This window comes from Mesorhizobium sp. M1169 (assembly GCF_040318345.1).
In the GTDB taxonomy this organism is placed as follows: domain Bacteria; phylum Pseudomonadota; class Alphaproteobacteria; order Rhizobiales; family Rhizobiaceae; genus Mesorhizobium.
The window spans coordinates 23,370-44,311 of record NZ_JAMYME010000042.1 but is presented as its reverse complement, the minus strand read 5'-3'; the positions used below and the strand labels follow the sequence as shown (position 1 = coordinate 44,311).

Sequence of the window (20,942 nt, the reverse complement as noted above, 5' to 3'; positions counted from 1 at the left end):
ACTTCCTCCGGCGGGGCGCCATTGTCCGCCGCTATTTCATGGCGGCCGCGATGGTCGCGGGCACGTCCTTGTTGAGGGACCGCTTCCACCCGTCCTTGACAGTGTCCTTGGTGACGGCGAGGGAATCGACCACGATGAACGGCGCGGCCTTCTTGCCGATCAACGAGGCGGCCGTGGCGCGCGCCAGCGTCACGCCGATGTCGTAGGCTTCGTCTGCGATGAGTGCCGCAACGTTGCCGCCTTTCACCATGTCCAGTGCCGCCGGTTCGTTCAGGTCGAGCGTGACGATCTTGGTGTGGCTGTTGCCGGCCGCCCGCAAAGTGGACAGCACGCTAAGCGCCGGCTCAGCCCAGGTGACATAGATACCGTCGAGGTCCGGGTGCTGTGTGATCATCGCCTGCGCGATTTCCTCGCTGCGCGCGGGGTCGGCCATTCCGGCCTCGGCCACGATCTTCATGTCGGGATAGTCCTGCTCGATCGTGTGCTTGAATGCTCCGTCACGCTGGTTGGTGACGTAGAAATCGGCATCGTGAAAGATGTAGCCGACCTTGCCCTGCTTGCCGAGCGCGTCGGCCATTGCGATCCCGGCCTTGTTGCCCATCTGGAAAAGGTCGTCCGAAACGATGGTCACATAGTCCTTGTCGTGAACGTAGCCTGCCGGCGAATTGTCGACGAATCCCAATTTCACGCCGGCCTGGCGCGCAGGATCATATACGGTGCCCGCACTCGCGGGATCGACCGGTAGGGACAGTATAATAGAGGGCCTTTTGGCGAGTACTGTCTCGACGTCGGATTTCTGACGGGCCGCATCAAAGCCGGCGTCGGTCTGAGCGACGATCGTGATGCCGAGCCGCTTCAACTCGTCCTGGGCGCCGCTGTTCACCGCGTTGGTGTATTCGCTCATCTCATGCCAGACCAGCGCGGCGGTGTATTTGCCGTCCTTGATCTGCTGCTCCTCAGCTGGTGTGAGCACGACGCTCTTTGCCGGCGTCGGCTTTTCCCCGTTCGGTCCCGTGGTGGTGCCCTCGGCTGCCAAGGCGTTGGCGGCGACGAGTGCTACCAGTGCCGACAACATTCCAATTGCTATGCGCATGTCATTCCCCTTGTTTTTATGATGTCGGCAACCCTGATTGGCCGCCGGGCATTGCCCTGTCATTTGGCCGCGTCGAGCACCGATTGCGGCGCGTCGCGGTTCAACGAATCCTTCCAGCCCTGCGCAACGTTCTGCTTGGTCACGGTAAGCGCCGGGGCAACGACGAAGGCCGGGGTCTCCTGGCCGAGCAGCGCCTTGACGCCGACAGCGGCCATGGCGCGGCCGAGCTCATAGGCCTTGTCGGCCACCAGTGCGGTCACATTGCCGCCCTTGACCATATCGAGCGCCACCGGTTCGGCGAGGTCGAGCGTGACAATCTTGGTCTTGGTGTTTCCGCTTGCCCGCAAGGCCGACAGCACGCCGTCGGCCGGTTCGGCCCAGGTGACGTAGATGCCGTCAAGATCGGGATGCTGCACGAGCATCGCGCTGGCCAGCTCTTCTGCCCGCGCCGGATCGGAGATCCCCTGCTCGGCGACGATCTTGATGCCGGGATAATCCTTCTCGATCGTTGTCTTGAAAGCCTGGTCGCGCTGGTTCGTCACATAGTAACTGGCGTCGTGGAAGATGTAGCCGACCTTGCCCTTGCCATCGAGCGCCTTGGCCAGTGCATCGGCCGCCTGCTTGCCCATCTGGAACAGGTCGTCAGTGACGATGGCGGCATAGTCGGTTCCGTGCTTGTAGCCTTTCGGCAGATTGGAAAGGAATACCAGCTTGGTGCCGTCGGTGAGCGCCTGACGGAACGCCTCGGCCGAAGTGACCGGATCAAGGGGCAGTGACAGGATGACGTTTGGCTTCGCCGCGAGCGCGGTTTCGATGTCGCTGCGCTGGCGCGCGGCGTCAAAGCCCGCGTCGGTGGTGGCGACGATTTGAATGCCGGCACGGGCAAATTCATCCTTGGCACCGGACGTGACCGCATTGGTGAAGTCGGAGGAGGTGTGCCACAGCAGCGCGGCCTTGTAGCCCTTCTCCTTTACTGCGGCCAGGTCTGCATCCGACAATCTAACCTCGGCGCTGGGTGTCGCCGTCTCGCCGCTCGGTCCCATTGTCTGTGCGCCGGCTCCACCGGCCATGAGCATCAGGCTACCTGCAAGTGCTGTAGCAACAAGTCTGTCTATCAGCATGATAGTTCTCCCATTTTCGCTCTCAGTTGTCCTTCATTCCGTAACGCCGCAATACTCCACCATGAACCGGGCGAAGCCGACGACGCCGGCCAGATATTCCTCGACATCGACGTGTTCGTTGAAGGTGTGGCAGTTGCGAATGTCGCCTGGCGCGCAGTACACGGCGGGGATGCCGAGCCGGTTGGTGAAAAATGATGACTCTGACCAGAATGGCGCGCCTTCGATGGCGCCGCGACCAGCCATCGATCGGGCCATGGCGGCAGCAAGAGCGCCGACCTCCGGCCTGTCAGGTGCAATCTCGGCGGCGTTACCCCCGAGCGGATGATCGCGACCGGCCGGATAGGCGAACGCCAACATGATTTCGGGATCGGTGATGGCGCCGCGCACCACTGCCTCGATTTCGGCGGCGGCCTCGTCCAGCGACTCGCCGGGTAACAGCTTGCGGATCAGCGACAACGTGCAGCGTTCGGGCACCGCGATGTAGCCGCCGCCCGCAAGGCCGGTGATCAGCAGGAAGCCACGCCCAATCAGCGGGTGCTCGGCTCTTGTTGCAACATCTTCCGAATGCTTCCACAGCGCGCTCATGACGGCGTGGCTTGCACGCAAGGCATCCTTGCCGAGTTCGGGTACGCCGAAATAGGCTGATCGTCCGGTGATGGTGATATCGGTAATGAAGAAGCCAATTTGGGCCGGATAAACCGAAAGGCGGGTAGGCTCCACATAGACGACGAAATCGGGCGCCACGACTTCGCCTCTCTCGATGCGGCCGACGAAGTCCTTGATGCCGGCGGAGACGCCGGTTCCAGGCTGGCCGCTCTCCTCGTCGCCGACGAAGGCAAAGGCAACGTCGCCGGCCAGTTGGATGTCGGCGGAGTCGAGCAGAAAGAGTGCCGACAGCGCGGAGCAGATGCCGGCCTTGAGGTCGCCGGCGCCGCGGCCCCAGATCTGCCCGTCGATCATTGGCGCGGCAAACGGATCCTGCTTGGCGGTGCCAGTCCAGTGCTCGCGCCAGCCCTCGACATGGACCGTATCGGTGTGGCCGATGAAGAGCAGCCGCTTGCCGGCGCCGGCACCTTTGCGCTCACCCCAGAGGTTGGGCCGGCCGGGCGCGAATTCCGCGCGCCGAATTCCGCTCAAGCCAAGCACGCGCATCCGGTCTTCAAGGAAGGCGACAAAGTTTTCTTCGTGACCGGTTATGCTTTCGCGGCCGATTGCCCCCTGCAGAAGCTCAACCGCTGCGTCGCAATCGAGGGCCGCGCGCAAGCGAGTGGTGATGTCCTTTGAGACAGTCATAGCGTGGCCTCGCGCAGCACGGCCGAACTGGCTGGGGGAAGCGAAATGCGTCCGTCGGGCGCGTCGACGCCGAACAGTGTGTTGTGCAACTGGCCGAGCCCGATCGCGGCAGCGCCGATGAGCGCTGCCCGCGACCCGAGTTCGCTGGCCTCAACGGCGATAGGGTAGGGGAAGCAGCGCGGCAGCAGGTCCCTAACGCGCAACAGGATTTCCGGCCGCAGCCCGATCGAGCCGCCGAGGACGACCTTTTGCGGATTGGCAATTGCCGCTATGGCCACAATGCCTTGTGCGAGGTAGCGCGCGGTTTCGTCGAGTACCGTCGCGGCATGCCTGTCTCCAGCCGATGCACTGTGGAAAATCGTCGGCACGTTGACGATGTTGCCCGTCAGCGTTGCGTAGCGTTCAACCATGGCGTTGGTTGCGACCACGCGCTCGAAAGCGCCGGCGCGCAACGATGTCGGCGCGAAAGGATCGGCGCCAATCGGCAAAAAGCCCATCTCGCCGGCTGCATTGCTGGCGCCCCGCACCAGATTGCCTCCAACCATGAGGCCGCTGCCGATACCAGTACCCAGCGCTATGAAGGCGAGATTGTCGATACCGCGGCCGCACCCCTGCCAGTTCTCGCCGAGCACCGCCAGATTGACATCGTTCTCGATCATCACATGAAACCCGAATGCCTGCTCGAAAGCGCGAACGACATTCATCGTGCCAAAGCCGGCAATATTCGGGGCAAGCAGAACGCGGCCCGTCTTCTTGTCGGGTGCACCGGGAACACCAATCACCGCCAGCCTTATCTTTGTGCGCGAGATTCGGTGCCTCTCGGCCGCCTGAAGCGCTAGATCCACGATCTGGTCGACGATGAACTGTCCGCCCCGAGGATCGGTCGGCGCCGTTTCCTCCGCGAATATCTGGCAGGCAAGATCGGTGAGCGCGACCCGGACTTTGGCACCGCCGAGGTCGACGGCCGCGATGTAGGCCGCGTCAAATACGAGTTCGTAAGTGACAGCCGTGCGTCCGACATGTCCGCTCGTGCGCCCTGTCTCCTGCACCCAGCCTTCCTGCTCGAGCGTCCTGACGATCTCGGAGATTGTCTGCTTGGACAAGCCGGTCTGTTTTGCGATCGAAGCGCGCGAGATCGGCCCACCTTGCACGATCGCCTCCATGACGGAGCGCTGGGAGAACTGACGAGAAATGCGCGGCAGGTCGTTCAACAGCAGCTCCGATTAATTCGTTCTATGACCGAACTTAATAGTCATTTTCGACGGCCGTCAACTGGCCGCTCAGGCTCTTCACCGGCGGGCAACCGACGCATATGCGAGGCCACCGGGCCATGCAGGAGGTTGGTCGTCACCGCACCAATTGCGGCAGTTTATCTTTGGTGATTTCGACCAAGGCTCTTACCGCCTCTTGTTTTGCAGCTTCGAGGTCTGGCAGATCTGTGCCTTCGACGTCGGGGAAGACTTGCCCGGTATCGGTGAAGTCGAAGAAAAAGCGAGGCATCCCTACAAACACAATAAATGCGGGAAAGGTTATCTTGCTTCACGATTGGCTATGCAGCCGGCGCCCCGCCGCTCTAATGCACGCAGCCGCTAACGAGCGTGATCTGACGTCCAATGATGTCCGCGTATTTGGTTAAAAACGTACGCGGCCAGACTCATCGCCCTGATCCGCTTAGAGTTACTTCCGAAAGGAGTGCTCTCATGCTGCCATTGCCCCACGCCGTCGATCCAAAGGTAGTTGCTGAGATCAATACTCTGCTAGCCCATCACGCCGGGTCGGTACCGGTCCCCGTTCACAAACTCGCGGCGGTTGTCCGGCTGCGCCTCAAAAGCCATCTTTCCATCGCGACTATCGAGGAGCTGATCGTGGACGAAGCCGAGTGTCGCCATCTGCCCATGCTGTTCGAACTGCCGGGAACGGAAGCGGCTGTAGTTTCAACTGCTCTGAGTCGCGCGACTTGAAGGTTAGGGTTTGGGCATTCGGCTCTGGCAGGAGAGCCCACCGCGCGTCCGCCCCAATGGTGACAGCCTATGACCAGCAGCAGCTCAACTAGTGGTACTGCCTATCCTGGCGACCTGATTCTGTTGAAGCAGGTCTTTGATCGTGTATGCGCCGAGCAAGGCATTCCAGTAGGAAGCGAGCAGGCGGAGCGCCTGGGCGTGAGCGCAATGGCACTCTTCTCGGACGGCGAGTTCGACGAGGCCGTTCTCTATGAACACCTTCGGTTTGTTGCCCGCTCCCTGCCGAGAAGGGACCGAGCATGACCTACCATGATTCGGATGGTCGGCGGGTTCGTGCCGCCCTACTTACCCCTCATGGCAACCCATTGGTTCGTCCCTCCGGTGTTCGTGAAGACTGAAACCGGCGACAGGCATGGCTGCGACAATGCGAGGGCAGCCCTTGAGCAGCTCAAGAGGTGGACCCGCAGAGGACCTCGCTGGCATAAGGCGGTGACCCTCTGCCTGTCAGATCTAGAGGGCGATCCGATTGACCCTCAGGTGGTACGAAAGGCCTTCGAGGCTGCCGCCAAGGAAGCCAAGATGTATCTTTCCCCGTAGGACGAGGGGAAAATTTCTCCTAAAGATTCAGTCCTTTATTCAGTACGATTCGAACATTGATTTTTCCGTGGAGTGATCCATAAATTCCCACTTGGGTTCTCGCTGAGGTGGGAGGCCTTCGGATGAACGTTCTGACGAACTGCCGACCCCGCAAAGTGACTGCACATGAGCTTGTTGAAGAGCTGATCTTACAAGCCCGGCGCGGCCAAATCATCATCATCTCCGTCAAAGACACTATCGCGGCGGTGCGCCGTGACGGGCCACATCTGGTGGCAAGTGACTGCGAGCTGGTCGCTCTTGTTGTTGATGTTGCACCAGCCTTTGGCCTGTTCGTCGCGTTCGATCTTCGCGAATAGCCGCATGGCAACCCATTGGTTCAACCGTCTATGGGATCGAGAGGGGCACGGGGAATTTCGCGCGAGCACCCACCAAATTATTCGCATCCCCTTCGGAACCCTTTCGCAACGAAAGTGTTTCAAACCGAATGTGGGAACGACCTTATGCCGGCACGCCAACAGCAGGGACAGCCTTTCAACGGCTGATCAGCTCAGAAGATAATCGTCAGATGCTCCGCAACAGGCTTGGTCTCGAAGTCGACGAGAAGCTGCCGGCGTCCCTTGCTGCATTGTTGCAGGAGCTTGAGCGGCGAGAGCAGGTCGAGGCTGATTGGAGCGCCACCACTTTGGCAGCGCGGGTTTCTATGGCCTTCGACGAACCAGAAGGAACCTTCAGTGACCCTTATGGCCATGCTGCGTAGGGGACGTGCCTTCCGGGGGACGATCAGTTCGGAAGGCTACTGCCGGAAGCTGCGCAGGCTCCTAAGGTTTGTAGGCGAACCAACTCTGACACCGACGCTTGCCGCGCTGGCGCGGGAGCTTTCAGAAGAGTTTGAGCTGCGGAAGCAAGAATCGGCCGACGAAATTCCTCGCCCTACATTTCCGCTCATGGCAACCCATTGGTTCTCCCCTCCGGTCCTCGTCAAGACCGAGCGTTCCGGGATCATCCACCACGTCAACAACGCCGAGACGGCCGGCGAGGAGCTGACGAAGTGCACGAAGCGTGGCCCTTGGTGAGCTCGCGGTGCGCATTTGTATGGCCGCGATATTCGACGAGATGGAACCTGAGGAGGCTCGTAAGGCATTCCTGGCTGCTGCCGAGGAGGAGGGGACGTTACGGTCGCCTCTGATTAGAGCTGGTGATTGGAAGTTTATCAAAACTCGCGACCGGAAGCTGGTTACCGAGGAAGTCCCCTCTAATTTCCACCCATGGCAACCCATTGGTTCTCCCCTCGGTGTACGTCAAGACCGACCGACGTTGGGCCACCGACGGGTGCAACAATGTCGAGGGTGCCGCCGAGGAACTTATGAAGTGGACCAAGATGGGACCCAAGTGGAGGAGGGCTGTGCAAGCGTAGAAGCCCTTCAGAACTGTGGAAGAGGTCCGTCAGGCTTTCGAGGCTGCTGCCAAGGAGGAGGGGTGTTACGCTCCTCTGGTTAGGTCTCCTGTGTCCCTGTGCCCCTCGACTACCCCTGAGGAGAATTTCAGGGGAGCGTTGGGATACCGGCCTAATCGTCACTCCATGTCGGGCACGTCGCCCCGAACCAAAGAGCGTCGTTGGCTCGCCGTATTCGCCCAGCGCCGGGTTAGCATCACGCGACCCCGCAACGTCACCGGTATGTTTGGTCGCCAGAGCTTTGGCGGTCCTTTATCGCTCGGTCTTCGGTCTGCTGCTCGGCTGGCCCATAGGCTGCGTGGAAGCCGCCGCTCTCATCGCGGGTCGAAGGTGGTGACGACAATTAGCTTGGGGGCCTTCTGCTGAAGAAGGAAGCTGCCTTTCGGATTGGTGAAGCCTGGCAGAGGGCATGAAAGTTTCTCCACAGGCGAAAGAAGCGCCGAATCGACTCGGAGCAAATGCGGGATCATTGTCCTCGCGCACCAACTAGGTGCGAAGAAAAGTGGCAAAAAACGAAACCACGACCACGGGCGTCGCAAGCGCGGCGTCCAAGATTCTTAGCAATCCCAAATCAACGAAAGCAGAAAAAAGCGTTGCTGCCTCAGCTTTAACTCAGGCGAAAGATAGGCGGCCGGGTCGCTCTAGCCGTGGGAAAAAGGCTAGCAATTGCATACAAAGGTAGGCCGGCAAGCGGGGCAATTGCCCCCGCCCAAAATGCAACAGTTAGCCACTTTGCGTTGCCGGCCAGTATCTCTGAATTTTCAGCGATCACCCCTGAATAATCTCAGCCTCTATACCTATGGAATTGGTTAAGCGGCTAAACGCCGGCCTGAGCTGATGCGTTATGATTGGCCCATTGGAGAAACTGGGCGCCGCACCCAGCAGCCATGGCCTGCATGAAGGTGCTCGGCGGCGATAAGGCCCCGGAGATTGCCCGCGTGGCATTTCTCAGCGCCACCAAGGAAGCGAAAATCTTGAACGCCTGACATCTCCCGAACACACGTTGTCATCCTGGGCTGTGTCCGCGTGTCGGCGCGCCGATGCCTAGCGTCGTCTCGGCGCTCTCGGTCGCTGCAGTCCAAGCGGTGAAGGCCGGCGATGTGCTGGTGTCGATCGAAGCGATGAGATGGAACGGCGCTGCATGCCGAGCGCGACAGGACCATCGCCGAAGTCCAGATCAAGGCCGGGGACCAGATAATGCCAACGATCTGCTGATCGCATTCGGGTGAATGAGGGTGCTACACCTGAAGGGAAATTGGCCGCACACACCCATGTCGCAGGGGATGACCAGCAAAGTCGGCCTTGGAGTAATCTAGCGTCAAATAATCGTTGTTTGCAATTGCGCAGGCCGAATTTTCCAAATAGGAACGCCGGAGATCAACACGGGAACGATTTTGATGGATGAAGCAATCGGGCAGCGAAGGGCTGATTTGCTAGGGATGACAGCAGACATCGTCGCAGCCTATGTCCAGAGCAACGCAACGCCCGTGGCGGATCTGCCGAATTTGATCGCTAGTGTCAATTCTGCGTTGTCTGGCCTGGCTGAGCCGGTCGCTGCACCATCGCCAATACTTACGCCCGCGGTAAATCCTAAGAAGTCGATCTTTCCCGAATACATTATAAGCCTTGAGAACGGGCGCAAGTTCAAGTCGATGAAGCGCCACCTGGGCTTGCTTGGCATGACACCTGATGAGTACAGAGCCAAGTGGGGTTTGGCGTGGGACTATCCTATGGTAGCGCCCAGCTATGCGGCTCAGCGGTCTGCACTTGCCAAAGCTGCCGGTCTCGGCCGCAAGGCGGTTGACAAAACGCCGCCGAAAAAAGCACCAGCAAAGCGCAAGGGCAAAGCCTGACAGTGCACGACGTTCGGGCCATGCCGTCAGGTCTAGATGGTCTAGGTGGCCTGGCTGGGAATGAGCTGCCTGGCTTCGCGGTTCAGTAAGCGCCGCTCACGCCACAACACAACCTTCAGCACGGCTTGCGTCTTCACGTCCTCGTATCCTGACGGGCAGGAGAGGTCGATCAAATGTGCGATCGACAAGGCGAGCTGATACATCGTCGCCCTCGACACACAATCGAATCATATCGATAAAATCGCACTACATCGATAGGTCGCGCTCTGCCGATGCCACAAGCAACAAAGCCGCTGAATCCAGCAGCGCTCCGTGCTTCAAGGGCACATCCATACGGGTGCTGGGTAAGCCTAAATTTCTTCCGCGAGCAATATCCTGGCCTCCTTGGCAGCAGCGATGAACGCCTGGCGCGCTATTCTTGGTGGTTTTTCTCCACGGATTACGGCAAGGCATGCTTCGATTGCGGCGAGCCGCGACTTGCCCGCCGGCCTCGGCCAATCCCTCAGCAGAACTTCGGCCGCGTCGGATACGGACGCAACAACTCTGTCGCGATCGATCCGGCCGGGTTGAACGACGACGGGCTTTCTGAAACGTCTCGTACGCACGACAGCCTCCAAGAACAAGCTATGTTAGCTTCTGCAGATCCTTTGCGCCACATCAAACGTCGGCAAGTAGCAGAAGACATGCGCTTGGCCAGAAGCTGCCGCCGCGATGGACGCTGCCCAGTGCTTCAGCATGTCGGGCTTGGCCCCGACTTTCGAGGAGCGCATCGCCAAGAGCGGCGTTACCCAATAAATGATCCACAAATACCCAGTGAAGGGGAGTTCGCCGAACACCGCGAATTGGAATCTCGGGCTGAATTTACTCCATATCCGGCACGTCGCCGCTGGTGAATAGCACGGTCGGCGGACCGTAGTCGCCAACGGCCGGGTCGGCGTCGCGGCTCCATGCTAATACGCCAACGTGCTTCCCTGCGAGCGCCTGACCGGTGCGAATGGCGCGTTCCTCGCTTTGCTGATCGGCCGGACCAAAGGCGGGAAACAGTTCGCCGTCCTCGCCTCGATCGAACGCCACGACGACGATTAGCTTGGGCTTCTTTTGACCGGGCAGAATATGATCAGACATGGCGGGAACCTATCACATGACCGAGGATTGAGTCGCGTTCGAGACTCGGGCGGTGTGCGTGCAAGGGCACCGTTTTAAGGAGCCTGTGCGCGTGGCACTCGTCAGGTCGCGGAACACTATCTACACTGTGGAGCGGGTTGCCGGGTGAAATTATGCTGCTCAATTTCGGCGACGAGACCTGACTGCCTTCAGCAGTTCGCTCTCGTCAGTGTGAGCATTTCGAAAAGTCGCCACTACCGTTTCCGCCAGGATTTCGCCCTGTTGGCTTAAAGGGTCGAGGTCTTCGTCTGCGCAAATTCGATCGAAAACGCGCTGGCAAATAGCCAAATCATGAGGACTAAGGCAGGTGCGATTGGTACGCAGGCGCTGCGGCATGTGCGACCCCTCAGGCCCGCTGCCCGTACAGAGCAGCGGGCCGCTACAGCCAGGCCGGAGGAGGAGAGTTCAGTCTCGCAAAAACGTTTGATGTAGAGTGCTTGTTCCCGGCTAACGAAGTTGGTAATTTTCGTACAGTGCGCCAGCTGGGCAAGGCAGCTTCCTCGATTGGCAGCACGCCGGCCGGGCAGGTGTCCTCGATGCCATGCGCACCAGAGCAGGGCGGCCAGGCCTTGCGGATTATCATCGGCATCCATGCTTTGATCTGCGTTCGCTAATCCGCCCCATCTCTACGCGACATCTTTTTGCGGCGAACAGGCGTCCAGTCGGTGATCGTATCGGCATCCACGGTGATTAGGCCGCCAGCTTTCACCGTCACCTTTCGATTTTCCTCGTCGACCCGCGTGACCTCGCCGGTCAGCTGTAGCTCGTCACCTGGTTTGGATCTTTTAGGAGCAGGGACTGAATGCGGAAAACCATAGGACGGGATGCTGACACTAGCTCTTCCGTCGTCCAGCAGCTTCAGCACCGTCACGGTGATCGCCACCTCATCGCCGATATTGATGTCCGCAATTTCCCAAGCCATGCCCATGATTCTGGAGCGGCTTTGACGGCAGTCAAGGGATTGCTAATATGTGGAAAATGCCAACGCCGCCAGCGTGTACCTTGTTTCGGAACCGATTCGAACCAGCGATATTGATTCGAATCATACTGTGTGGAGTGCCGGCGCATGCTCACCGGGCCTGGCGTTGGCCGGCTGTCATTTATTGAGTTCCAAATGCCCACCCTGGTCGAGAAGCCGCCCAAGGGCCAAGGGTGGTTTCACGACATCAAATATGATGGGTATCGCACGCAGTTGATCATCCAACGGGTAAGGTGCAGGCCTGCACACAAAACGGCTTCGACTGGACTGACAGATACAGCCCAATCGTCCGGGCTGCGGCTGAACTGAACGCAAAGCGGGCAATCATCGACGGCGAAGCAACAGTGTTTGGCACCACGGGGCGTCCGGAGTTCTTCGCGCGACCCAATTATCCGATCACCCGGACGAATTTTTCAACCAAACATTCCTGACTATTGCGGCCTAGCACCGTGCCAATTTGTACGATTCGTACATGGCGTTGATGTCGGTCAGGAAGTGAGTAGATTCCCTTTCGGCGTGTGCCTGGGGAGGGCTGGATGAGCGTCGCGCAAAGGGTCGGTCCGCTTCTAGAGCAAGCAATCACTGTACTCCTCAACAGGGCGGACCGTCGCGACACGGTCTCGATAAATGCGGCGCTACGCGAAGCGCGGGAGGCTGCGCCTTATTTGGTGGCCTCCGACGAAGAACTAACTGAGGCGATCGTCGAGGCAGCAACTGCCATGGGCCTGTGCGTGGCTTTCGACGGTCGCGAGTAGCTGTCAGCCAACTCCAGTCACTGTGGCATCGCAACAAAGCGCGCCGTCCTGCGCCATTTTCAACAGTTAGAGGTAATCCGCAATTACCTTCGCAAGCTGCTAAATCTGCCTGTAGAACGGGAACTGGGCTGAGCAAAGGTATTTGCTGGAGGAACTTGATAAGGTCAAGGAGTGACCGCATGGCCCTCCACTGGTTCAACCCTCCGGTCCCCGTCAAGACCGAGCGTCCCGGGATCATCCGCAACGTCAACAACGCCGAGGCAGCCGGCGAGGAGCTGATGAAGTGGACCAGGCGTGGCCCTTGCTGGGACCTCGCGGTGCGCGTTTGCATGGCCGTGATATTCGACGAGATGGAACCTGAGGAGGCTCGCAAGGCATTCCTGGCTGCTGCAAAAGAGGAGGGGATATTACTCCCCCCAACTAGCTAACTTGGATGCGGTAAAGGTTCTCTGGCCAATACCGCCTTCGCGAAAGGAGCCCGCCGCCGGTGAGGGAGAGGCGACGGCCCCCCCTACAGCGGCTGCACATCACGAAGAATCCGCTGCCACCTCTAAACCCGCGAGGGCCTGCGTTGTTCCTTACAACCTGGGTTGATCGGCAGTCTGGTTCCGCTCCAATTCCCTGTATGGCTCTCCATTGGTTCAACCCTCCAGCCTACGTCAGGAGCGACAGACCTGGCATCCGGTACGGGTTAGCCCCGTCGAGGGTGCCGCCGAGGAACTCATGAAGTGGACCAAGAAGGGACCTAAGTGGAAGCTGGCGGTGCAGTCCTGCATCGACGCCTTTGAGGACCGAGTGTCACCCGAGGATGTCCGTAGGCCTTTGACGAGGTCGCCAAGGAGGAGGGGCATGCTTGTTCTGGAGTAGCAAGCCGCGTGACACTGTTATCCCCCTCGGCTTCTGCTGATAGTGGTCGAGCATCATCTTGTGTGTCTCGCGGCCGATGCCAGACTGCTTGTAGCCGCCGAAGGCCGCATGCGGGGGATAGGCGTGGTAGCAGTTGGCCCAGACGCGGCCGGCTTGGATCGCACGGCCGAAGCGATAGGCACGGTTGCCATCGCGGGTCCAGACCCCGGCCCCGAGGCCATAAAGCGTGTCGTTGGCAATGCTGAGCGCTTCGTCATCGTCCTTGAAGGTCGTGACAGAAACCACCGGCCCGAAGATCTCCTCCTGGAAGATGCGCATTTTGTTGTGTCCTTTGAACACGGTCGGCTTGACGTAATAGCCGCCCGCCAGATCACCAGGCAGGACATTGCGGGCGCCACCGGTCAGCACCTCCGCGCCTTCCGGGCGGCCGATGTCGATATAGGACAGGATCTTCTTCAACTGCTCGGACGAGGCGTGGGCGCCAATCATCGTTGCCGGATCGAGCGGCTCGCCCTGCACAATCGCCTCGACGCGCTTGAGGGCGCGTTCCATGAACGTATCGTACATCGATTCATGGATGAGCGCGCGGCTCGGGCAGGTACAGACCTCGCCCTGGTTTAGCGCAAACATGACGAAGCCTTCGATCGCCTTATCGAAGAAATCGTCGTCCTCGGCGACAACATCCTTGAAGAAGATGTTTGGCGATTTGCCGCCCAATTCCAGTGTTACGGGATAAGGTTCTGGCTGGCATATTGCATGATCAGCCGGCCCGTCGTGGTCTCACCGGTAAAGGCGATCTTGGCAATGCGCGGCGACGACGCGAGTGGCTTGTCCGCCTCGAGACCAAAGCCGTTGACGATGTTGAGCACGCCCGGCGGCAGCAGATCGCCAACAAGGTCGGCCCACAGCAGGATGGCAGCCGGAATCTGCTCGGCAGGCTTCAGCACGACGCAGTTGCCGGCCGCAAGCGCGGGAGCAAGCTTCCAGCATGCCATCAGCAGCGCAAAATTCCAGGGGATGATCTGGCCAACCACCCCGAGCGGCTCATGGAAATGATAGGCGAGGGTGTCGTCGTCGATCTGCGAAAGGCTCCCTTCCTGGCCGCGCAAGGCGCCGGCGAAATAGCGGAAATGGTCGATGGCCAAGGGCAGGTCGGCGGCGGTTATTTCACGGATCGGCTTGCCGTTGTCCCATGTTTCAGCGCATGCGAGAAGATCGAGGTTCTCCTCCATGCGGTCGGCGATGCGGTTGAGGATGAGTGACCGCTCAGCAACGCTGGTGCGCCCCCAGGCGTCCTTGGCGGCATGTGCCGCGTCCAGGGCCACCTCGATGTCCTGGGCATCCGAGCGGCCACCTCGCAAAGTAGCTGACCGTTCACCGGCGAGAAGTTCTCGAAGTAGCGGCCGGAGCCCCGCGCGCTGGCACGCCAGGTTGCCCCGTTTGCCGGAAGGAATAATCACTTGCGGCCGAGGAGTATGAAACGTGCGGTGCCCCCCGCCGCAGCGACAGCCTTCGCTATTCCTTCTTGTCGACCAGCGCCCGTAGTGCCGAGACGTCATGCAGGAATAACCTGCTGCCGCGCTTTTCGATCAGGCCTCTCTTGGCGAGGTCGCTCATTTCGCGCGAGACCGCTTCCCTGTGCGTGCTCATCGTTGCCGCCAGCTCGGAATGCGTCGGTGCCGGGCTTATGGACACCTCGCCGTCCACGAGTGCGGCTTTGTCCGCCCGATGCAGGAGCTCGACGATCAGCCGTTTTCGCACGACCAGAGTGCTGTATTCGAATACCCGCTCTGTCATGCGCCGGAGCTGGGCAGACAGATGCTCAAGCAGCATCCAGGCAAAAGTCGGGTGGGTCATCACGATATCCCGGAATGCTGTGCCGGACAGCCGTGCAGCGCGGGTTGCCTCCAGCGCGACTACGCTGGCAGAGCGTGCAATCCCGTCAATGCCTCCGAGCTCCCCGAAAATGTCACCCGGTTCGACATCGCGATACGCTATCTCCCTGCCGTCCGCTGAAACCAGTGTCACGCGAGCCCGTCCTTCCAGCAGGAAGAAGACATCGCGACCAGTGTCGCCGTGGGAAATGATTAGCTCGTTGTGTCGATAGCTGCGCTCGTGCCACCGTTTGGTCAGCGCGGCGAGATCGGCATCGCAAAGTCTTGAGATGAAGGCCAGAGAGCCTGTCACAACGGTCTCTTGTTCAATCAAGTGTACTTCACCTTACTCCCTATCCAAGGAAATTTGATGGCCGCAGGCCCCGCTTTCCGGGATGCAAACTGGGAGCGGATTTCGCCGTTTTCCCCGGTGTGGGAATTCCCACAGCCGAGCCTGGTTCGACTGTCATATCCTTGTTGCAACGTCAGGCCCGCCGGCTCATGTGAAAGCCGGCGAAGGGAAAGGGAACAGTCATGAAATTCTTGGCTCCCGTCACAAAACTTGCTGCGTGGTTTCGCAAATTCGTCGCGCCGCACTACCGCCCGGAGCTTTATTACATGCGTGGCCCGGGGCCAGCCACCGCCCGCCGTATGGGCACGCCGCGGCAAAACCAATCCATCGACCACTACGCCTAATTTGCCTCGCGGACGGCTGACGCTCTCGCCCGGAGTGCCGTTGGCGCCGTTCCGTACCGGTCAATTCAGATCAATGAAGGGACGATCTGATCATGGTTATAATTCGTGCTGCCGCCATTGGTCCATTTCGCAGGTGGTTACGCCTCCGCGCCGAGCGAAAAGCTCTCTTGTCGGCAACGGACCAGTTGAGCCGTTTATCCGATGACGTCCTTGGCGACATCGGCATCTCACGTGACGAAATCATGTGCGATTTGCGAAGCCGCGCCATCCGTCATGCGGAGGCAGGCGCGGCCGGCACGACGATCGAGCGCACCAGGATCGCTTCGGCCTCGATCCCGTAACGGTTGGCCGCCGGCAGTGGCTACGCCTCGGCCGAGATCCCCTTTGGCTGGTCCACGAGCGCGCGATCGAGCCTTACATCGCGGCTTCAACAAGCAGCGGCGCGCGGACGGGACCTTCGAACGGCACTACACCTGCGACCCCCAAGGACTGAATGTTGACCGACGGGAGCTGGGGAGGATCTCAAAATGATCATGTCAGTTGTTAAGTCCCTCGCGCCTGTGACGCTCGGCACCGTGCTGATCGCAATCAGTCCGGCTTCATTGTCGGCTTCTGACGCTCAGGACCTCGCGTTCGCTCACGCTGACATGCCACACAGTTGAAAGACGTCTATTTGGATTGCGAGCGGGGAGGCCGCCGGTGCGCTGGGGACGGAAGACGTGATGTACTGTTCGATGCGCGAGTTCGGACTAGGCGCGCGATAGCAGTTTGCGCATAATCTACGATGCATGGCCTTCTGCACCGTGCGACGCGGCCCTGCGATCGACCACTTCGAACCATGTTTGGACCGCGCACTTCGCCGATCAGCGCAGTAACCAACCCGCGGAGTTCGACGAGCGACAGCCTTCAAACGAATCAGTCGGTCACGCATAGGGTGAATCACGAACGCGCTCGCCTGCAAACCCCTTCGCCCGGAAAACTGCCCCGGTTACGCGGTTCGCCAGCAGACAGAGAAGGAGCGGCTTCAGCCGATCGCCGATGCTTTTTGTTATCTTTGTGCCTAATGGCAGCTTTGTGCCGCATGCCACCTGCCGTGCTTTCAGCGAGCCGACCTTACCTCCAGTCCGGAACCTAGCAGTCGCCCAACTGGTTCAACCTTCCGCCACGGCCGGGGAGGGGAGGGCGTGCAAAACGGTAGGCGCGACTAAGAAACGGTCGCGGTTCGAGTCGGTAGAGGGATACCGCCGATACAGTGCTGTAACCGAGTTCGTTTGCTGACGGGACTTCTTAATCGGCGCAAATAGGTCCGACTCCCCTCCGCAACCAGTTCCAGCATAAATCACTAATAGCCACGATCTGATCAAAGCCCCGCCGGAAAAAACGGCAAGGCATTCCCACGGCAGGTTTGGCGAAGCGCGGAAGGGCACTCTGCCGCCCAGAGTAAGCGGCCTGCACGGTGAAGACGAGAGGGACGCTTTTCCAAGCGCGGAGTTCGAATCCCTCCCTCTCCGCCATACGACATCGTTTACGTTGACAAAAAAACAAGAACAGGTTGCGCGTCCGCATAAAGCCCGCCAACCGAAAAAGGCGTATTCGCGGCACGTCAGCTTACGACACAAATATGCGGGGTTGATGCTTCGACCTGGGAGATGGCAGAGATCAACTTCGGCTTCGCTAAGCGAACTCGTGGGGTTCATGCGACAGCGGAATCAGGATATGCGACGAGCACCCCGTGCCGTCGGGAAGTACCGATCGGTGCGGAACCAAGCGGATTCACGCTTGTCGGCAGCGGACGGCGGCGGTGGCGGTCAGCATCCGAGCAGGCTCCCAACTAGCGAGACAAACGTCCAGAGCGGAGGCCAATCTTGGCACGCGACTTCGCCAGCCTGAACGACCGCTCTCCTCGGCTTAGTCAAGCATACCTACGGAATGATGCGCCTGGCCGGTGACAAATGAATCTCTGCTGGACCGCCGATGATATGGGGAGTCGCTCGCAAATCGCGCCCTACGCGCGGGTTGATCGGTTGATCAACATCAAAGCTTGAATATGAGAATGCGCTAACTGTGAAACTGTGACGCTGTGGTCACCGTGGCTCGTGTGTCAGCAGATGTGGTAAGGTTGAGTGTCGGGGAGTGGCAGAGGTCCAGCAACAATGACTTTGAGACGAACCAGAGCTCACGGCGCGTCCGGCTTGGTTCTAGCGGTTTGCACTGTGTTTGCTTGGCAGAACGCCACTGCCGCTCAAAATTGCGACGCAGCCGCGACGCCTGGCGTCGATTGGCACGAGTGTGACAAGAAGCTTCTCATCCTAGAAGGACAGGACCTGAGCGGGGCGAACCTGTTCGGTGTTGATTTCACTTCGACCGACCTCAGGAACAGCAATCTCCTTGCGGCAAATCTTGAGAAGGCAACGCTTGTGCGTGCTTCCCTGGCCGACTCGGCCGCCAAAGGCGCCCGGTTCGACAGAATCGAGGCCTACAGGACCGACTTCAGCCGTATGGACGCGCAGGGCGCTGTGTTTGCGAGCGCGGAAATGCAGCGCTCGAATTTCCAGGGCGCCAATCTGACCAATGTAGATTTCACAAAGGCAGAATTGGGGCGTGCGCAGTTCCATGACGCCGATATCAGCGGTAGCCGCTTCTCATTTGCCAATCTCGCACGGGCGGACTTCCGAGGAGCGACGTTCACCGCGCCGATAGACTTTGACCGCGCCTTTTTCTTTCTGACCCGTATCGAGGGCCTCGATCTTTCCAATTCGGCGGGTCTGTCCCAGTGGCAGCTCAACATGGCTTGCGGAGACGCCCGGACCGAGTTGCCTTCTGGCTTGACGACGCCTGAAGATTGGCCCTGTCAATTCCAGCAGGAATAGTTGTCGGCTAGCGAACTGTGCAATGCTGCACCCGACAGGATTTGAACCTGTAACTTCTGCCTTCGGAGGGCGCAGATCCTACGCCAAAGTGGCACGTTTCTACGGTATTGCTATTGGCGAAATCGCGGCCGAAGGGTGTTTGTGCCGCTTCCGTTCACCGCTACCGGTTCAATCGAACCGGTACGCTCCTGTCCGAATAAGTGGCAGCAACTCTTGTATCGTCGAGAATGACTACCATCGTCGTGATTATCATTCAGAAGCCTGGCACCAACGCGTCGAATGGCATTCCATTGCGCCCGGCAAGCCGATGCAGACGGCTTCATCGAGAGCTTCAACGGCCGACTACGCGATGAACTGCTCAACGAGACGCTGTTTACTTCGCTGGCTCAGGCACGCGTCGCCATCGCCCTGTGGCGCGCCGACTACCTTCAATCTGCGACGGTCGCTCGCGCTGCGCGATGCCAAAGGCTCCGCGCCAGCGCCCGTCGCTTCACCCGCCCAGCAGGGCACAACCCACGCCGGAAACGAACTCAAAACTGGATAGAAACTGGGGGCAACGTCACCGCCGACCACATGACCCAGAAGGAAAACGCCAGGTTGAGGCGCAGATAGCCCTGCCGGCATTCAAAAAGCTATCGAGGAACTTTGAACCGTCGCGGCCGTTTACCGGCTATCGCGTCCGGAAAGTTCCGCCATGAATGTCAGCGACGAAAGGACTGTATCCCTTTGGGCGACAACCGAAGTAGCGCCTGATGCAGTTCCGCTCGAGCGGAGTGAACAGGTCGATGTCGTGGTCGTCGGATCTGGCATTGCCGGACTGTCGGTCGCGTTCGAACTGGCCATCGCCGGGCAAAAGGTGGCAGTGCTCGATCGCGGCCGGATCGGAAGCGGCATGACGGCCCGCACCACCGCGCATCTGTCATCGATCTGCGACGACTACTTTTCGGAACTGATCAAATTGCGTGGCGAGGAACTGGCGCGGATCTACTACCAAAGCCAGTCGGCCGCTATCGACCGTATCCGATCGATTCAGGAGGCGGAGGGCATGCCGTGTGATTTCCGCCGCCTCGAAGGCTTTCTGTTTCCGGCGTCGGGCAGGAAGGAATCCGTCATCGAGCGCGAACTGGACGCCGCTCTGAAAATCGGTGTCGACGTCGAGAAAACCGTGGGCGTGCCGCTTGCTGGGTTTTCGGACGCACCCGTCCTTCGTTACCTCAATCAGGCGACATTCCACCCGCTCAAATATCTCCGCGGGCTGGCTGCCGGCATCCGCGCGCGCGGCGGCGCGCTTTATGCGGATACCATCGTCGACAAAGTCGAGGAGACTGACGGCGGCGTGCGCGTAACCACGGTCCCGGGCTTTGCCGTGTCTGCCAGATCGGCCGTTGTCGCCACCAACTCGCCGATCAACAATCGGGTGGCGCTCCACACCAAACAGGCGCCGTATCGGACCTACGCGATGGCATTCGAGATCGCGCGCGACATTTTGCCGGATGCACTCTATTGGGACACGCTGGACCCCTATCACTACGTCCGTCTGCAGCCTGGCGAAGGCAAGACCGACTTTCTGATCGTCGGTGGTGAGGATCACAAGACAGGGCAGGCCGACGACGCCGACGACCGCTTCGCTGCCCTGGCGGCCTGGACCAAAGGGTTGGTGGCCGATATCGGCGCGGAAGCCAATCGATGGTCCGGGCAGGTAATGGAGACCGTCGATTACGCCGGGTTCATCGGCCGTAATCCCGGCAACGGGCACGTCTTCGTTGTTACCGGCGATTCCGGTCAGGGCATCACCCATGGGGTTGTGGCCGGCCAATTGATTTCCGACCTGATCCTGAAGGGGGAAAGCCCCTGGCGGGAACTTTACGAACCCTCTCGCAAGACGGCACGCGCGATCGGCGATTACTTGGCGGAGAATGCGACAGCGATCAGGAGTTTTGCCGAGTATGTCGCGCCTGGTGAAATTGATGCCGCCGATAAGCTGCGGCCCGGACAGGGGGCTATCGTCCGCCAGGGGCTTACCAAAGTCGCTGCCTTTCGCGATGAGGACGGCACGCTCTACAAGCGATCGGCCGCATGCACCCATATCGGTTGCCATGTCCATTGGAATTCGTTGGAACGCTGCTGGGACTGCCCCTGCCACGGCTCGCATTTTGCCGTCGATGGCACGGCTTTGAACGGACCGGCCGTAGCGCCCCTGGCTGAGGTGGAATAGCTATGGCGACTCCCGTTGAGGCGAGATGCCGCAATGCCAGCTCAGGCGAAGATGCTGCTTGGTAGCCGCTCGACACTGGCACCCGATGGACCCCATCGCCAGGTAATTCGTAGGTCGATCCCCGAATCTTTCTCGGCTTTGGAATCCGCTG

The 20,942-nt window shown here is 59.8% G+C and carries 25 protein-coding genes and 3 pseudogenes; 17 read left to right on the top strand and 11 right to left on the bottom strand.

Features of this window, described 5'->3' with window-relative positions; genetic code table 11:
* Window positions 1-31 precede the first annotated feature (31 nt).
* The 5 genes from NKH41_RS28230 to NKH41_RS28210 all read right to left on the bottom strand — a co-directional run bounded on the left by NKH41_RS28230 (window position 32) and on the right by NKH41_RS28210 (window position 5,007).
* Window positions 32-1,093 carry a substrate-binding domain-containing protein gene (locus NKH41_RS28230; protein ID WP_352935069.1) on the bottom strand — a complete coding sequence of 354 codons (1,062 nt, stop codon included), beginning with the start codon at window positions 1,091-1,093 and terminating at the stop codon, window positions 32-34.
* Between the two features lie 59 nt (window positions 1,094-1,152).
* Entirely contained in the window at window positions 1,153-2,214 is a 1,062-nt protein-coding gene (locus NKH41_RS28225; RefSeq protein ID WP_352935066.1) for a substrate-binding domain-containing protein, read from the bottom strand.
* 33 nt (window positions 2,215-2,247) lie between these two features.
* Window positions 2,248-3,507 (bottom strand): M20 family metallopeptidase, encoded by a 1,260-nt coding sequence (locus NKH41_RS28220; RefSeq protein ID WP_352935063.1) that lies wholly within the window; start codon window positions 3,505-3,507, stop codon window positions 2,248-2,250.
* Window positions 3,504-4,718, bottom strand: coding sequence for an ROK family transcriptional regulator (locus NKH41_RS28215; RefSeq protein ID WP_352935060.1), 1,215 nt, complete (start codon window positions 4,716-4,718; stop codon window positions 3,504-3,506). Before NKH41_RS28215 ends, NKH41_RS28220 begins: the two co-directional genes overlap by 4 nt.
* Window positions 4,719-4,854: 136 nt before the next feature.
* The gene (locus NKH41_RS28210) at window positions 4,855-5,007 is read right to left on the bottom strand and encodes a DUF6894 family protein (RefSeq protein ID WP_352822509.1); all 153 of its coding nucleotides are present in this window, start codon (window positions 5,005-5,007) and stop codon (window positions 4,855-4,857) included.
* 200 nt (window positions 5,008-5,207) lie between these two features.
* Between NKH41_RS28210 and NKH41_RS28205 the strand changes: the two genes are divergently transcribed.
* From NKH41_RS28205 to NKH41_RS28160, 10 genes and pseudogenes are all read left to right on the top strand, one after another.
* Window positions 5,208-5,468: a hypothetical protein gene (locus NKH41_RS28205; RefSeq protein ID WP_352935058.1), complete on the top strand. Its 261-nt coding sequence runs from the start codon at window positions 5,208-5,210 to the stop codon at window positions 5,466-5,468.
* Window positions 5,469-5,537: 69 nt separating this feature from the next.
* Entirely contained in the window at window positions 5,538-5,771 is a 234-nt protein-coding gene (locus NKH41_RS28200) for a hypothetical protein (protein ID WP_352935055.1), read from the top strand.
* 6 nt (window positions 5,772-5,777) lie between these two features.
* The gene (locus tag NKH41_RS28195; protein WP_352472934.1) at window positions 5,778-6,065 is read left to right on the top strand and encodes a DUF982 domain-containing protein; all 288 of its coding nucleotides are present in this window, start codon (window positions 5,778-5,780) and stop codon (window positions 6,063-6,065) included.
* 122 nt (window positions 6,066-6,187) lie between these two features.
* Window positions 6,188-6,421, top strand: a complete 234-nt coding sequence (locus tag NKH41_RS28190; RefSeq protein ID WP_352775003.1) for a hypothetical protein — start codon at window positions 6,188-6,190, stop codon at window positions 6,419-6,421.
* 128 nt (window positions 6,422-6,549) lie between these two features.
* Entirely contained in the window at window positions 6,550-6,822 is a 273-nt protein-coding gene (locus tag NKH41_RS28185; protein ID WP_352935052.1) for a hypothetical protein, read from the top strand.
* Window positions 6,797-7,138: a hypothetical protein gene (locus NKH41_RS28180; RefSeq protein ID WP_352935050.1), complete on the top strand. Its 342-nt coding sequence runs from the start codon at window positions 6,797-6,799 to the stop codon at window positions 7,136-7,138. The genes NKH41_RS28185 and NKH41_RS28180 overlap by 26 nt, the downstream gene beginning before the upstream one ends.
* Window positions 7,125-7,562 (top strand): DUF982 domain-containing protein, encoded by a 438-nt coding sequence (locus tag NKH41_RS28175; RefSeq protein ID WP_502906063.1) that lies wholly within the window; start codon window positions 7,125-7,127, stop codon window positions 7,560-7,562. Before NKH41_RS28180 ends, NKH41_RS28175 begins: the two co-directional genes overlap by 14 nt.
* A gap of 804 nt (window positions 7,563-8,366) precedes the next feature.
* Window positions 8,367-8,504, top strand: coding sequence for a DUF982 domain-containing protein (locus tag NKH41_RS28170; RefSeq protein WP_352775011.1), 138 nt, complete (start codon window positions 8,367-8,369; stop codon window positions 8,502-8,504).
* A gap of 33 nt (window positions 8,505-8,537) precedes the next feature.
* Window positions 8,538-8,747: pseudogene (locus tag NKH41_RS28165) on the top strand (biotin/lipoyl-containing protein); the annotation flags it as partial.
* 168 nt (window positions 8,748-8,915) lie between these two features.
* Complete coding sequence (locus NKH41_RS28160) at window positions 8,916-9,371, top strand: Ros/MucR family transcriptional regulator (protein WP_352775014.1); 456 nt, start codon at window positions 8,916-8,918, stop codon at window positions 9,369-9,371.
* Between the two features lie 41 nt (window positions 9,372-9,412).
* Here NKH41_RS28160 and NKH41_RS28155 read toward each other — a convergent pair whose 3' ends face one another.
* The 4 genes from NKH41_RS28155 to NKH41_RS28140 form a co-directional block, all read right to left on the bottom strand.
* Complete coding sequence (locus NKH41_RS28155) at window positions 9,413-9,574, bottom strand: hypothetical protein (protein WP_352935044.1); 162 nt, start codon at window positions 9,572-9,574, stop codon at window positions 9,413-9,415.
* 147 nt (window positions 9,575-9,721) lie between these two features.
* Entirely contained in the window at window positions 9,722-9,976 is a 255-nt protein-coding gene (locus tag NKH41_RS28150; protein WP_352473196.1) for a DUF982 domain-containing protein, read from the bottom strand.
* A 256-nt stretch (window positions 9,977-10,232) separates the two neighbouring features.
* On the bottom strand, window positions 10,233-10,496 hold the full coding sequence (locus NKH41_RS28145; RefSeq protein WP_352935041.1) for a hypothetical protein: 264 nt from the start codon (window positions 10,494-10,496) through the stop codon (window positions 10,233-10,235).
* A 649-nt stretch (window positions 10,497-11,145) separates the two neighbouring features.
* Window positions 11,146-11,457: a hypothetical protein gene (locus NKH41_RS28140; RefSeq protein ID WP_352775022.1), complete on the bottom strand. Its 312-nt coding sequence runs from the start codon at window positions 11,455-11,457 to the stop codon at window positions 11,146-11,148.
* Window positions 11,458-12,050: 593 nt separating this feature from the next.
* Here NKH41_RS28140 and NKH41_RS28135 point away from each other — a divergent pair.
* Together NKH41_RS28135 and NKH41_RS28130 are read left to right on the top strand one after the other, a co-directional pair.
* Entirely contained in the window at window positions 12,051-12,269 is a 219-nt protein-coding gene (locus NKH41_RS28135; RefSeq protein WP_352935038.1) for a hypothetical protein, read from the top strand.
* A gap of 179 nt (window positions 12,270-12,448) precedes the next feature.
* Window positions 12,449-12,697, top strand: coding sequence for a DUF982 domain-containing protein (locus tag NKH41_RS28130; RefSeq protein ID WP_352832179.1), 249 nt, complete (start codon window positions 12,449-12,451; stop codon window positions 12,695-12,697).
* Window positions 12,698-13,067: 370 nt separating this feature from the next.
* Here NKH41_RS28130 and adh read toward each other — a convergent pair.
* A pseudogene (adh, locus tag NKH41_RS28120) lies at window positions 13,068-14,544 on the bottom strand (aldehyde dehydrogenase); the annotation flags it as partial.
* Between the two features lie 107 nt (window positions 14,545-14,651).
* Complete coding sequence (locus NKH41_RS28115) at window positions 14,652-15,323, bottom strand: Crp/Fnr family transcriptional regulator (protein ID WP_352935032.1); 672 nt, start codon at window positions 15,321-15,323, stop codon at window positions 14,652-14,654.
* Window positions 15,324-15,544: 221 nt separating this feature from the next.
* Here NKH41_RS28115 and NKH41_RS28110 point away from each other — a divergent pair, with 221 nt between their 5' ends.
* The 5 genes and pseudogenes from NKH41_RS28110 (at window position 15,545) to NKH41_RS28090 (ending at window position 20,791) form a co-directional block, all read left to right on the top strand.
* Window positions 15,545-15,706 carry a hypothetical protein gene (locus tag NKH41_RS28110; protein ID WP_352935029.1) on the top strand — a complete coding sequence of 54 codons (162 nt, stop codon included), beginning with the start codon at window positions 15,545-15,547 and terminating at the stop codon, window positions 15,704-15,706.
* A 185-nt stretch (window positions 15,707-15,891) separates the two neighbouring features.
* Window positions 15,892-16,047 (top strand): hypothetical protein, encoded by a 156-nt coding sequence (locus NKH41_RS28105; protein ID WP_352935027.1) that lies wholly within the window; start codon window positions 15,892-15,894, stop codon window positions 16,045-16,047.
* Window positions 16,048-17,859: 1,812 nt separating this feature from the next.
* Window positions 17,860-18,576, top strand: a complete 717-nt coding sequence (locus tag NKH41_RS28100) for a pentapeptide repeat-containing protein (RefSeq protein WP_352935024.1) — start codon at window positions 17,860-17,862, stop codon at window positions 18,574-18,576.
* A gap of 274 nt (window positions 18,577-18,850) precedes the next feature.
* Window positions 18,851-19,188 (top strand): annotated as a pseudogene (locus NKH41_RS28095) (integrase core domain-containing protein); the annotation flags it as partial.
* Between the two features lie 82 nt (window positions 19,189-19,270).
* Window positions 19,271-20,791 (top strand): FAD-dependent oxidoreductase, encoded by a 1,521-nt coding sequence (locus tag NKH41_RS28090; protein ID WP_352935021.1) that lies wholly within the window; start codon window positions 19,271-19,273, stop codon window positions 20,789-20,791.
* Window positions 20,792-20,942: the final 151 nt, after the last annotated feature.

What these genes read in the sequence shown, in the direction of transcription:
- NKH41_RS28100 (WP_352935024.1), top strand. Translation starts at nt 17,860, where the DNA reads ATGACTTTGAGACGAACCAGAGCTCACGGCGCGTCCGGCTTGGTTCTA.
- NKH41_RS28160 (WP_352775014.1), top strand. Translation starts at nt 8,916, where the DNA reads ATGGATGAAGCAATCGGGCAGCGAAGGGCTGATTTGCTAGGGATGACA.
- NKH41_RS28110 (WP_352935029.1), top strand. Translation starts at nt 15,545, where the DNA reads ATGAAATTCTTGGCTCCCGTCACAAAACTTGCTGCGTGGTTTCGCAAA.
- NKH41_RS28090 (WP_352935021.1), top strand. Translation starts at nt 19,271, where the DNA reads ATGAATGTCAGCGACGAAAGGACTGTATCCCTTTGGGCGACAACCGAA.
- NKH41_RS28145 (WP_352935041.1), bottom strand. Translation starts at nt 10,496, where the DNA reads ATGTCTGATCATATTCTGCCCGGTCAAAAGAAGCCCAAGCTAATCGTC.
- NKH41_RS28200 (WP_352935055.1), top strand. Translation starts at nt 5,538, where the DNA reads ATGACCAGCAGCAGCTCAACTAGTGGTACTGCCTATCCTGGCGACCTG.
- NKH41_RS28230 (WP_352935069.1), bottom strand. Translation starts at nt 1,093, where the DNA reads ATGCGCATAGCAATTGGAATGTTGTCGGCACTGGTAGCACTCGTCGCC.
- NKH41_RS28195 (WP_352472934.1), top strand. Translation starts at nt 5,778, where the DNA reads ATGATTCGGATGGTCGGCGGGTTCGTGCCGCCCTACTTACCCCTCATG.
- NKH41_RS28190 (WP_352775003.1), top strand. Translation starts at nt 6,188, where the DNA reads ATGAACGTTCTGACGAACTGCCGACCCCGCAAAGTGACTGCACATGAG.
- NKH41_RS28140 (WP_352775022.1), bottom strand. Translation starts at nt 11,457, where the DNA reads ATGGCTTGGGAAATTGCGGACATCAATATCGGCGATGAGGTGGCGATC.
- NKH41_RS28225 (WP_352935066.1), bottom strand. Translation starts at nt 2,214, where the DNA reads ATGCTGATAGACAGACTTGTTGCTACAGCACTTGCAGGTAGCCTGATG.
- NKH41_RS28185 (WP_352935052.1), top strand. Translation starts at nt 6,550, where the DNA reads ATGTGGGAACGACCTTATGCCGGCACGCCAACAGCAGGGACAGCCTTT.
- NKH41_RS28220 (WP_352935063.1), bottom strand. Translation starts at nt 3,507, where the DNA reads ATGACTGTCTCAAAGGACATCACCACTCGCTTGCGCGCGGCCCTCGAT.
- NKH41_RS28135 (WP_352935038.1), top strand. Translation starts at nt 12,051, where the DNA reads ATGAGCGTCGCGCAAAGGGTCGGTCCGCTTCTAGAGCAAGCAATCACT.
- NKH41_RS28205 (WP_352935058.1), top strand. Translation starts at nt 5,208, where the DNA reads ATGCTGCCATTGCCCCACGCCGTCGATCCAAAGGTAGTTGCTGAGATC.
- NKH41_RS28155 (WP_352935044.1), bottom strand. Translation starts at nt 9,574, where the DNA reads ATGTATCAGCTCGCCTTGTCGATCGCACATTTGATCGACCTCTCCTGC.
- NKH41_RS28210 (WP_352822509.1), bottom strand. Translation starts at nt 5,007, where the DNA reads ATGCCTCGCTTTTTCTTCGACTTCACCGATACCGGGCAAGTCTTCCCC.
- NKH41_RS28130 (WP_352832179.1), top strand. Translation starts at nt 12,449, where the DNA reads ATGGCCCTCCACTGGTTCAACCCTCCGGTCCCCGTCAAGACCGAGCGT.